Annotated in this window: 11 protein-coding genes; 9 read left to right on the forward strand and 2 right to left on the reverse strand. The window is 51.2% G+C overall.

Features of this window, described 5'->3' with window-relative positions; translation table 11 throughout:
* The first annotated feature begins 4 nt into the window (after positions 1–4).
* From C7B82_RS00115 to C7B82_RS00140, 7 genes are all read left to right on the forward strand, one after another.
* On the forward strand, positions 5–829 hold the full coding sequence (locus C7B82_RS00115; protein WP_219903804.1) for a cyanophycinase: 825 nt from the start codon (positions 5–7) through the stop codon (positions 827–829).
* Between the two features lie 344 nt (positions 830–1173).
* Positions 1174–3918, forward strand: a complete 2745-nt coding sequence (cphA, locus tag C7B82_RS00120) for a cyanophycin synthetase (RefSeq protein ID WP_106254288.1) — start codon at positions 1174–1176, stop codon at positions 3916–3918.
* 78 nt (positions 3919–3996) lie between these two features.
* Complete coding sequence (locus C7B82_RS00125; RefSeq protein WP_106254289.1) at positions 3997–4782, forward strand: Uma2 family endonuclease; 786 nt, start codon at positions 3997–3999, stop codon at positions 4780–4782.
* A gap of 251 nt (positions 4783–5033) precedes the next feature.
* A complete protein-coding gene (locus C7B82_RS00130) occupies positions 5034–5315 on the forward strand; it encodes a DUF433 domain-containing protein (RefSeq protein ID WP_106254290.1) in 282 nt (93 codons plus the stop codon).
* Positions 5316–5331: 16 nt separating this feature from the next.
* Positions 5332–5766, forward strand: a complete 435-nt coding sequence (locus C7B82_RS00135) for a DUF5615 family PIN-like protein (protein ID WP_219903806.1) — start codon at positions 5332–5334, stop codon at positions 5764–5766.
* Between the two features lie 128 nt (positions 5767–5894).
* Positions 5895–6035 carry a hypothetical protein gene (locus tag C7B82_RS31780; protein ID WP_181357277.1) on the forward strand — a complete coding sequence of 47 codons (141 nt, stop codon included), beginning with the start codon at positions 5895–5897 and terminating at the stop codon, positions 6033–6035.
* 423 nt (positions 6036–6458) lie between these two features.
* A complete protein-coding gene (locus tag C7B82_RS00140) occupies positions 6459–7448 on the forward strand; it encodes a DNA-methyltransferase (protein WP_106254291.1) in 990 nt (329 codons plus the stop codon).
* Positions 7449–7458: 10 nt separating this feature from the next.
* Here the strand turns inward: C7B82_RS00140 and C7B82_RS00145 are convergent, their stop codons facing one another.
* Complete coding sequence (locus tag C7B82_RS00145; RefSeq protein WP_106254292.1) at positions 7459–7749, reverse strand: hypothetical protein; 291 nt, start codon at positions 7747–7749, stop codon at positions 7459–7461.
* A 381-nt stretch (positions 7750–8130) separates the two neighbouring features.
* Between C7B82_RS00145 and C7B82_RS00150 the strand changes: the two genes are divergently transcribed.
* Together C7B82_RS00150 and C7B82_RS00155 are read left to right on the forward strand one after the other, a co-directional pair.
* Positions 8131–9846, forward strand: a complete 1716-nt coding sequence (locus C7B82_RS00150) for a NupC/NupG family nucleoside CNT transporter (RefSeq protein ID WP_106254293.1) — start codon at positions 8131–8133, stop codon at positions 9844–9846.
* 441 nt (positions 9847–10287) lie between these two features.
* Positions 10288–11661 (forward strand): DUF2079 domain-containing protein, encoded by a 1374-nt coding sequence (locus tag C7B82_RS00155; RefSeq protein ID WP_245939657.1) that lies wholly within the window; start codon positions 10288–10290, stop codon positions 11659–11661.
* A 44-nt stretch (positions 11662–11705) separates the two neighbouring features.
* Here C7B82_RS00155 and C7B82_RS00160 read toward each other — a convergent pair whose 3' ends face one another.
* A complete protein-coding gene (locus C7B82_RS00160) occupies positions 11706–11954 on the reverse strand; it encodes a response regulator (RefSeq protein ID WP_106254294.1) in 249 nt (82 codons plus the stop codon).
* Between the last annotated feature and the right edge of the window lie 50 nt (positions 11955–12004).

The following is a 12004-nucleotide window of genomic DNA, read 5'->3' on the forward strand; positions in this document are numbered from 1 at the left end:
GAACATGCCCCAATCTACGAAAACTGCCATCATGGTGATTGGGGGAGCGGAGGATAAGGTTCATGGACGAGAGATTTTGCACAGCTTCTTTGGTCGTTCCGGATCGGCCGATGCTCGGATTGCGATTATTCCTTCTGCTTCCCGTGAGCCTGCCATCATCGGCGATCGCTACCTGACCATCTTTGGTGAGATGGGCGCAAAAGGCATTGAAATCCTGGATATTCGGGATCGCGAACAGTGCGAAGACCCACTCATGCAAAGCTATGTCGAAAACTGTACGGGCGTTTTTATGACAGGGGGCGATCAATTGCGCCTCTGTGGGCTGCTGGCTGATACACCACTGATGAAAACAGTCAGAGAGCGAGCCCAAAAAGGTGCGATCACGCTGGCGGGAACCAGCGCAGGCGCAGCTGTCATGGGTCATTACATGATTGCTGGTGGAGGCAGTGGCGAATCGCCCAATCGATCGCTGGTTGATATGACAACCGGACTGGGTATTATTCCTGGAGTCATCGTGGATCAACATTTTCATAACCGCAACCGGATGGCTCGTTTAATGAGCGCGATCGCGGCCTACCCCGATCGGATGGGCATTGGCATCGATGAAGATACCTGTGCTGTCTTTGAGGGAGATGGTACGCTGCAAGTAATTGGTAAAGGAACCGTGACTGTTTTGGACCCAGCTGAGCTTTGTTACACCAATCAAACGAAAGTTGGTGCGACTGATCCGCTAAGCATTGGCAATCTTCGGTTACACATCCTGAGCCACAGCGATCGCTACGATTTACATAAACGAGTACCGATCTTTTCTGGCTGCGGCATCGCTTAGCGATTGACACGGTTAGAAGTTGCCCTTAGACGGCGACAGCACTATTTAATTCTTGCAAGATCTTTTAGTCCCTCTCTGCCACTGGCACTGCCCCCTTTTCACCTTGAGGACGAAATCTTCTTTTCTACCTTCTTCTTCATATCGGCTGAATCTCCTGTTAAATGGGAGTTTTGAGCCAAAGCTAGCTATCTTTTAGCCTGTAAATGTTCGCAATGAACAGTCTCGTGGCTTTTGAGAGTTTGAAACTGTGTAATCGTTCCCTTAGCTCTATTTATAGTCGTAAACAGCGCTTGAAACTGGTACTCAATCAGCCGCATCAGAGTCCCTCCTAAGAATTCAGTCTCATGAAAATACTCAAAGTACAGACATTACGTGGTCCCAACTATTGGAGCATTAGACGCCAAAAGCTCATCGTGATGCGTCTGGATTTGGAGGATCTGGCAGATAAGCCCTCAAATGTCATTCCTGGCTTCTATGAGGGGCTGACAGAGGCATTGCCTAGCCTGATTGAGCATTTCTGCTCGCCGGGTTGCCGAGGAGGGTTTCTGAGCCGTGTTAAAGACGGCACCATGATGGGGCACATCATTGAGCATGTTGCCCTGGAACTGCAGGAACTGGCAGGTATGGTGGTTGGCTTTGGGCGTACCCGCGAGACGGCGAATCTTGGCACGTATCAGGTCGTGTTTGAATACCAGGATGAGCAAGCCGGACGCTACGCGGCTAGAGCCGCGGTGCGTCTTTGTCAGAGCATTATTGAAACGGGTCACTACCCCAAGGAAGAGCTTGAGCAGGATCTGCGAGACTTAGAAGCGTTATGGGCAGATGCGTCGCTCGGTCCTAGCACCGAAACGCTTGTTAAAGAGGCGGAAGCGCGTGGTATTCCCTGGTTTCAGGTGAGCGCTCGTGCCATGATCCAGTTTGGCTATGGGGTTTACCAGAAGCGCATTCAGGCAACCTTGAGCAACCGCACGGGTATCCTGGCCGTTGAATTGGCGTCGGATAAGGAAGGCACGAAACAGATTTTGCGCGAAGCTGGCGTGCCGGTACCGCGAGGGACTGTGATTGGCTACCTGGATGAGTTAGAGGGCGCGATCGCTGATGTGGGGGGTTACCCGATCGTGATCAAACCCCTGGATGGGAATCATGGACGCGGTATCACGATTAACATTACCAGTCGTGAGCAGGCAGAAGCAGGCTACGATGCGGCGAAAGAAGTATCCAGAGAAATCATTGTTGAGCGCTTTTATCAGGGGCGTGATCACCGCGTGCTGGTCATCAACGGCAAAGTGGTAGCGGTGGCTGAGCGTGTGCCAGCCCATGTTGTGGGTGACGGTAAAGCAACGATCGACGCCTTGATTGAGCAAACGAATCAAGATCCCCGGCGTGGTGAAGGTCATGACAATGTGTTGACCAAGCTTTCGGTCGATCGTACCACCTGGCAGTTGCTGGAGCAGCAGGGTTACACCCTTGATACGGTGCTTCCACAGGGCGAGGTGTTCTACCTGCGAGCGACAGCTAATTTGAGTACGGGCGGCATTGCGGTCGATCGTACCGACGATATCCACCCCGAAAATATCTGGTTAGCGCAACGAGTCGCCAAAATTATCGGGTTAGATATTGCTGGGATCGACGTTGTGACGGCTGATGTCTCCCGTCCACTGCGTGAAGTCGATGGCGTGATTGTAGAAGTCAACGCGGCTCCGGGCTTTCGGATGCATGTTAGCCCCAGCGAAGGCATTCCTCGCAACGTTGCCGAACCAGTGCTGAGTATGCTGTTCCCGCCCGGTGCTCCCAGCCGGGTGCCGATCATTGCGCTGACGGGCACTAACGGCAAGACAACGACGACACGTCTAGTGGCACACATCTTCAAGCAAACGGGTCAGGTAGTAGGTTACACCACCACAGACGGAACCTACATCGGCGATTATCTGGTTGAACCGGGCGATAATACAGGCCCGCAGAGCGCCCAACTCATCCTGCAAGACCCCACCGTGGAAGTGGCTGTGCTGGAAAGTGCCAGAGGCGGCATTCTGCGATCGGGGTTGGCATTTAACGCCTGCGATATCGGGGTAGTACTCAATGTGGCGGCTGATCACCTCGGTCTGGGGGATATCAACACGATCGCTCAAATGGCACAGGTCAAAGGGGTGGTTGCTGAAACTGTGATACCAGGTGGCTACGCGATTTTGAATGCGGATGATCCGCTGGTAGCCGCGATGGCTGATCGAGTCAAAGGTCAAGTTGCTTACTTCTCCATGAATCCCGATAGTCCGTTGCTGCGATCGCACACACAGCAGGGCGGTCTTGCTGCCGTCTATGAAAACGGCTACCTGTCGATTCTGAAAGGTGACTGGACGCTGCGCATTGATCAAGCGGTGAATGTCCCGCTCACTCTGGCAGGGCGTGCTCCTTTCATGATTGCGAATGCACTGGCGGCAAGTCTAGCGGCTTTTGCTCAAGGTGTTCGCATTGAAGATATTCGGGAAGCGCTAGTAACGTTCCAGGCCTCAACGGCGCAAACGCCGGGACGGATGAACCTGGTCAATCTTGGTCGTTATCACGCACTGGTTGATTATGCTCACAATGCGCACAGCTATGAAGCCTTAGGTGGATTTGTGAAAAATTGGCCTGGTGAACGCATTGGTGTCGTTGGTGGCCCAGGCGATCGCCGCGATGAAGACTTCATCACGCTAGGCAAGCTATCGGCGCAAATGTTCGATCGCATCATCATCAAAGAAGACGACGACACACGGGGTCGTCCTTGTGGGGAAGCTGCCAGCTTAATCAGTGAGGGGATCGCTGAGATTAAGCCAGACGCTCGGTACGAAACGATTCTCGACGAAGTGACGGCAATCCACACCGCGTTGGATGCGGCCTCGCTCAACGGGTTGGTCGTCATCTTGCCTGAAAGCGTGACGCGTGCCATCAGCCTGATTGAGGCGCGCTTGCCAGAACCCCCCGTTTCACCAACGCCCGTTGCCGTGAAGCCGATGAAGAATGGTCAGGCTGCTGCTAAAACAGAGCAGCAGCAAGCGGTCTCAGACGCTAATTCTGAAGAATCTGTAGAATACGTCAACTTCAGCCGCTAACGCTTTGTGTCAGGCGTTTATGGCTACGGTTAAGAGCAGGTTAGAATTTGAACAGCGCTGACCAGAGAGGCGATCGCCATGCTCCCAGACATTTTCATTCCAGATATTACCGATCTGGTGATCGAAGACAACGAACCAGTGGATAATATCCAGTCTGCCAAGCAACAGCGGTTACTGGTAGAGCCTCTCTACACGTCTAGACCGATTGATCCACCGTTCCTAGCCGATGCGAATGTGGGTCTGTTTTATGCAGTCGAGCAATCGCCGCTAGTGCCCGATGCCTTTTTGAGCGTTGGCGTGGTGACACCCGATGAGTGGAGTAAGAAGGAGAACCGATCGTACTTCTTCTGGCAATTTGGCAAAGCCCCCGATGTAGCGATTGAGATTGTCTCTAACCGTCGTGGTAATGAACTAGGCAGCAAACTTCACGACTACGCCCGCATTGGTATCACCTACTACGCTGTGTTTGATCCCCTCCGCCAGGTGCAGTCAGAAATGGGGGAGCAATTGCTGCAAGTCTTTGCGCTGAATCAAGGTCGCTATGTCGCTTTAGAAGGTAATTGGCTAGAGTCCATACAACTTGGTTTGACTCTATGGCAAGGAGAATTTGAGGCTTGTCAGGGCACATGGCTGCGCTGGACTGACCGTAACGGCAATGTCGTTCCCACAGGCGCAGAACGGGCTGCACAGGCAGAAGTAGAAGCAAGACAAGCAGAAGCAGAAGCAAGACAAGCAGAAGCAAGGCAAGCAGAAGCAGAAGCAGAAGCAAGACAAGCAGAAAATCGTGCCAATGAGGCAGAAGCCCGATCGCAGATACTCGCCGATCGCCTGCGTGCTATGGGCATTGATCCCAACGCCCTTTGAAAGGATTCTAGCCTCGGACAGTAGGTTGCAAACAAAATGCTGAACTTGTTGAGTGACTGTGTGCACAACCCCAATCCACTGGCTGCAGCGAAGGCGTTTCGACAAGGGATTCGCGATCGACACACCCTTTGACCAAACTCATAACCATGAAAGTAGAGATAGGCAGTGCCCACCCTAGCGCTGCTACCACTCAAACCTGAGAGCATTGCTGTAACCGATACAATGAAGGATGTCTGACCTGAGAGGCGATCATGGTTCAAGCGACGGAATATCTTTATGTTGTGCGAGATGACGAGATTCTACACGGAGAGCCGATCATCCGAGAAACACGTACACCGATTAGAGCGATCGTCGAAACTTGGCGGATGGGTATTGCTCCAGAAGAAATTCCCAAGGGAATGCCCCATCTGACATTGGGACAAGTCTTTGGAGCCTTAACTTACTACAGTGATCACCAAGACGAAATTAATCAGTACATTGAGCGAAACCGCATTCCTGACGCATTAATTGATCCACTGGTTGGAGATTTGTGAGTAGGGTCTTTTTGGTTTGTACTTAAATGAAGATGTCAATATCCTGATTGCTGACTTGCTGCAAGCAAGAGGGTTTGATGTCATGACGGTACGAGATGCAGGGAAACTTCGCGCCACTGATGCAGAGCAACTTGCTTACGCTGTCAGTGAAGCCAGAACGCTGGTGACTCACAATCGGGCTGATTTTGAAGCACTTGTACAAAATTATTTTGCTTTAGGGCAGATGCACTACGTACGGAGTGATTTTTGCAGTTCGTCGATCGCCGTAAGCGATCGCACAACGATTACTCGCTATTCTCAATCAAGTAACCTCGGACGAAATGCAAAATCAAGTGCGATATATTTAGTGGCGATCACACGACAGGCGATCGTTGTTTTGCAGGCACCATCCGATCATTTGGTAGATTTGAAGTCTTTAGCAGCTTTTTCCTTTTGCTTTTTATTATGGTGAGCTAAAGCATGGCGAGTATTGGAAGCTCTGCTAATGAAACTCTTCCTATCATCTACTCCGGGAGCATCTCAAAGTTGCAGAAATAGGGGAATGCCTCCAAAATAAGGGCTGTCGCTTTGAGTCTAGCCATGACACCCGAAGAACAACAAGCCTTGTCCACGCATGCCCGCGAGATCGCCAAAATTCTGCATCGCAATGCGCCTGCGGAGGCAATCGAGACGCTTGAAGGCATCGAGAAAACGGTTCGAGGACAACTGTTAGAGCCCTGATTGACTGACAAAAGTCTTGAAAGACTGATTGCTCCGTTGCTCACCCGCCTGTGATCCAAATCCGGGCTAATGGTGCGAAAGCCGTTGCAACGGGTTGCAAGACGCTTGCAGTCCGCTACCCTTCGGGAAGGCAAAGCCTACAGAGGACGTCCTTCTGTGAGCCCGTACTTTCAGTGCAGGGTGGGTCAGTCAACCAGAATGACGACCTGTAAGAGCTTACGTCCGTATGCCCATACAGGGATGTGTAAATGAAATTGAGCGAATTGGTGTTATTTGTGTCTTGGAAACCCTCGTATCAGCATGATCGACCAAAGTTGATCGCTCAAAGATGAGAGGTTAGGTTAACGTAGCTGAGATGCAATCACCGTAGGATGGGTGATTTGAAGGTTCAAGCAACCAGCCTAGAATTTACCGAACGCCAATATGCTGTCAGACAAAAAGCGTGCTCCTCGCAACCGAACGATCGTGCTGAGTGATGACGAGCGATCGGTTTACAGGCAGACACTGCTTCAATTGAACCAACCCGCAACGTTAGACGACATTGTTAATCGCACTATTCATCAAGACTTGCTGAGCGCTTTACGCTGGTTGCCAGAACGATCGGTAGATTTATTGTTTGTCGATCCACCCTACAACTTAAACAAGACGTTCAACGATCGTAGTTTCAAGCAAAAAGATCTGGCTGTCTATGCAGAATGGTTAGACACCTATTTCAGTGGGTTTGAGGTGATTCTAAAACCCACTGCATCGATTTATGTTTGCTCAGACTGGCAATCATCGCCAGCCGTTTTTGATGTCATTAAACAGCGCTTTCAGGTACGCAATCGCATTACGTGGGAACGCGAAAAAGGGCGTGGAGCAGCTAGAAACTGGAAAAATGCTTCGGAAGATATTTGGTTTTGCACCGTCTCTGATGCCTACACATTCAATGTGGATGCCGTCAAGCTGAAGCGTAAAGTCATGGCTCCTTACACAGTGGCTGGCACACCTAAAGATTGGGATTTAACAGACGCTGGCAACTTCCGTCTCACGCATCCTTCAAACCTCTGGACGGATCTCACCATTCCGTTCTGGTCGATGCCCGAAAACACCGATCACCCCACTCAAAAGCCGGAAAAATTGGTTGCAAAAATCATTCTTGCCAGCTCTCATCCGGGAGATGTAGTGTTTGATCCCTTTCTGGGTTCTGGCACCACCTCGGTTGTTGCCAAAAAGTTAGGCAGACGCTACATCGGCGTCGAGCTAGACGAGATGTACTGCTGTTTAGCTGAGAAGCGTCTGGCGATGGCTGACGCTGCAGCTTCGATTCAAGGCTATGCCGATGGCGTTTTTTGGGAGCGCAACACCTTGCATGAACAAGTACGCTCTGCCGAAAAGCGTTATGCCCAAAACGTGAAGGAAGCGCAGCCATAGCTATCGCCATCTACAGATCATCAAAAGGGTTGAAAAACCGGGGTGGAGGAAGATCTCGTTCTTTGTTTACTAGCTCGGAAGGAGGACGATCGCTACTCCACGCCCACCAAATTTGACCACATTGGCATTCATAAAACTCCTGCCACTTGCGGCGATGGTCTTCAGTGTAGACGGGCGATCGTCGGTTCACCCACACCCGTTTTGCCTCCTTACTGGACGATCGACAGGCAGGGCAGCAAAATTCAGCGGCGTGAACGGCAGATTGGGTCCAATCGGGAGGAGTCAGCTCAAACGCTTCCATGCAGACCTAATGAAGAGGGGTAGTGCCTCTATTATCAACCCTTTGCCCCCCAACCTGCTCAGTGACCCAAGGGTGGAATCAGTCACTTCACGAAGCTAGGCGATCGGGCGTCTCTCTTCTCCTACTCCATCGATCGGCGCGGCTCCGATAAGTTTTGAGAAATAACGCTACTGCCGCAGCAAAAAATGTGCCGAAGTCGTCTACTTTGGATATTGTCTTACTGGAGTCTTAATCAAGCCTTTGTAGACTTTCAGCATGATATCCAGGTTATTGCAGTAATGTGCCGCCTTTCAACGTTCAGCCTTCAAGATGAGACACGGATGATCGTCCTGACGCTGCCACCAGGACTGCGAAGCCACGCTTAGACGGAAAATTCGACCTATGCCTCTGCTCAACATCATTTCGTTTCTCGGCATTTTTGGACTATGCCTGATTGCCTGGATCTTTTCCGAAAACCGGAGTCCCCGGGTGTTTCCGTGGCGAGTCGTGATTGCAGGCATTCTCCTTCAGCTTGTGTTGGGCGCGTGTGTCTTCATCCTGCCGGGAACGCGTGATGCGCTTCAGGTCTTCAGTAATTTGCTGAACAGCGTGTTTGACGCGGCCGACACGGGGGCACGGTTTGTCTTTGGCAGAAACATTGTGCCCGTGCCAGGAACACCACCGGATGTGAATTTGGGCTATATCTTTGCGTTTCGGGCACTGCCAACCGTCATTTTCTTCTCTGGGCTCATGGCACTGCTCTACAACATTGGCGTCATTCAGGTGATCACCAATGTGTTTGCCAAGGTCTTTTATGCAACGATGCGGCTGAGTGGTGCAGAGGCGTTGAGCGGTGCTGCCAATATCTTTGTGGGCATTGAGGCGGCGATCGTAGTCAAGCCCTTTCTAGCGAAAATGACCCGCAGCGAACTCTGTGCGATTCTTGCTTGCTGCTTCGGTACGGCAGCGTCATCCACGCTGGCAATCTACGTGAGCTTTCTGAAACCTGTCTTTCCCAACATTCTGGGGCATCTAGTTTCAGCATCGATCATCGCCATTCCTGCCTGTTTCGTGCTGTCAAAAATTCTGGTGCCTGAGACCGAAACCCCCCTGACCGCAGGCGGTATTCCTGTGGAAGAGGGAAAAAGAAAGGTGCGCGATACAGTGGTCGAGCCGGCCGAGGTTGCTGTCGATGCGGGCGAGTTTCCCCGCACCCGCATTCAAATGGATGATGAAGACGACGTGCCCACAGTGCCCCAAGAAACGGTGGGTGGTGAACCGATCGAGCGAGTTAGTCCCCTTGATGCCGCGATCGTCGGTGCGCTGGATGGGGTCAAAATGGCAGTGGCGATCGCGGCAGTGCTGATTTTGATCCTTGGGCTCGTTTCTTTGATCAACCAAATTTTTGGCTGGCTCGCTGCGTTGCCCAGTCCAGTTGGCGATGTCTTCAAGGTGGTGACGCTGGCCAACATACTGGGCGCACTGTTCTTACCATTGACGGCTCTCACAGGTGTGTCTCTCGAATGGCAAGAACTGTGGGAATCCTCCGTTATCATTGGACGCAGACTGTTTGAAACCGCGATTCCGCCCTATCAGGCATTGGCAGCGGCAGCAGCGTTGCCTGAAGGGACACGGGTGATTAGCGATCGCGCCGTCTTAATCATCAGTTACGCACTCTCCGGCTTTGCTCACCTCGCGTCAGTAGGCATTTTTGTGGGAGGCACGATCGCTCTCATCCCCTCGCGCCGCAAAGATATTTCTGAACTCGGTTGGAAAGCATTGTTTGTTGGCACGCTGGCAACGCTAATGATTGCTTGTGTCGCAGGGGTCTTTGATACCGGCAACGCCAGCATTCTCGGTGAACGACAACCACCGGTGGTTAGCCCTGCACCGACGCCCGCTGCATCGCCTGCTAGTCCCACCGCGTCACCGACCGTCACCCCATCACCCGTCCTTGCGGTGCCTGCCAAACCATCTCCCCGCGCAACGCCCGTCACGCCACAGACCACACCAAGCCAGCCCGCGGTTCGCATTACGCCAGCGGTGAAAGCAACGCCCAAGGCATTACCCCAGCCGGCTGTGAGCCCTAAGCCAACGGGAGCAAAACAACCGGGATAGTCGTGGTCAAGACAATCCCTGTACAAGGCATGAGGAGATTTCTAGCAAACAAAAGACCCGTAGGGGCAGGTTTGATCACAAGGTTAACGGCTGAAGGGCAAGACTATGCCAAAACCTGCCCGTACCCAACAGTAATTTTTTCTTGGAAAGCTCCTTAATGGTCAGTGGTCAGACAAACGCCGATCGCTGACTGTTGAACAAGGGAGTCTTGCCCAGAAAAGTGAGGACTGTTAGAAACTTTCGGTTCATGAATGACCCATCATTTGACCGTCTTCCAAAGGGTAAAAAACCTTTCACTACAAAAAAGTACAACCTTGCTCAAGAATCACCTGGATCTGTATCAAGTCACTTAGAACACAGTAAGGAACGTGTAGCGCGATGCTAATGGGTATGGAGGAACAGCCTCAGTCATCTAATTCAATTAATCCCTCCCGTTCTGATTTGAGAACGATTTGGGGCAGCGTGATCGTGAGTACCACGGTTCTATTTGTGGCTAGTAGCGTCCGCCATCTGCTCTTTCAATCAGCGGCCTTTGATTTGGGCTACTTTGATCAGGCACTCTATCTCATCAGTCAGGGACAACCGCCGATCGTGTCCTTTTGGGGCTTTCATTTCCTGGGTGGACATGCAGACTGGATACTTTACCTGCTAGCACCGCTCTATAAGCTGTATCCCAGTGTCTTTTGGCTGTTTGCCATTCAGGCGATCGCCCTTTCGTTAGGAGCAGTGCCCGCATGGCAGTTAGCGACACAAGCAGGTGTAAAACCCAAACAAGCAGTGGCGATCGCGTTCACCTATCTTCTCTATCCCTTAGTTTTCAATATCAATTTATTTGATTTCCATCCTGAAGTGATGGCCTTGCCCGTCTTTTTAGCAGTTGTTTTAGCCGCACGCACGCATCAACCAGTTGGCTTCACGCTTGGCATTATTTTTATTTTGGGCTGTCGCGATGCCCTCTCACTGACCGTAGCAGCCATGGGAGTGTGGCTATTTTTTATTGAAAACAGGCGCTTATGTGGAGCGATCGCCTTTTTGGGTGGCAGCCTCTGGTTTTTAGTTGCCACACAGCTTGTCATTCCGCACTTTAGACCGCTCGGCGTCGAGGCAGTCGCTCGCTATGCAGGCTTAGGTGACTCCGTTTTGGAGATTGCTAAGAATGTCATTCTGCAACCAGGTCTACTGCTAAATCGCGTTTTGACACTACCGAATTTAGAATACCTCTGTTTGCTTTTAGTGCCTGTGCTTTGGGGACTTTCGCTAAAACATCTCGCACCGTTGCTAGCAGCGATACCCCAATTGGCGATGAATTTGCTAACTGCCTACCAGCCCCAAAAAGACCTGATTCATCAATATTCTGTGCCCATCCTGCCGTTTCTTTTACTGGCCGTCATTGCAGCCCTAGCCGCCAATAAAAGCTGGGTTCGCAGTCAACGTGGCATCATTTTATGGGCACTGATTGGGTTTTTAGCCCTAGCAAAATTTGGCTATTTTGGCGATCGGTATCTCGCCAAGGTGAACACATGGCAGGCAACACGAGCCGCGATCGCTCAGGTTCAAACAACAGGAAGCGTACTCACGAATCCTCAAACTGCGCCGCATTTAACCCATCGTGCCGTCATTCGACTAGCTACCGATCAGTTTAATCCTGCCACCTTAAATGATTTCAGCTACGTCTTGCTCGACACCCGTTATCCCGGTATGAGCTGCTCGAAAGAAACGATGAGTCATCTACTTAAGCAGGCTCAACAAAGTTCAAGTCATGAGCTGACTTATCAACGTGATGATGTTTACCTGTTTACTAGAAAACCGCTGTAGGGGCTAAAGCGCGCTACAGTAATCATGTTTTAGACGGGAATGATCTAAGTTGTATAAACCCGCACCTGCCGAATCAATTCGTCGAAGTCGAAGGGTTTGCAGATAAAAGCGTTCGCTCCAACCGCCATGCCGAGCGTCGCGCTTTCTCTATCATGCGCTGTAATCAGAACTACAGGCAAGCCTGCAAGTTTAGCGCTCTGTCGCACGCGCTGAGTAACTTCATAACCATTCATCTCAGGCATCATCACATCAAGCAGCATGAGCTTAGGATTATGGATTAAATAAGGTGTAATACTTCCAGTTACATCAGTAAGCTAGAGAAGCAACCTGATGAACCAGAGAA

The organism is Stenomitos frigidus ULC18, from assembly GCF_003003795.1.
GTDB lineage: Bacteria > Cyanobacteriota > Cyanobacteriia > Leptolyngbyales > Leptolyngbyaceae > Stenomitos > Stenomitos frigidus_A.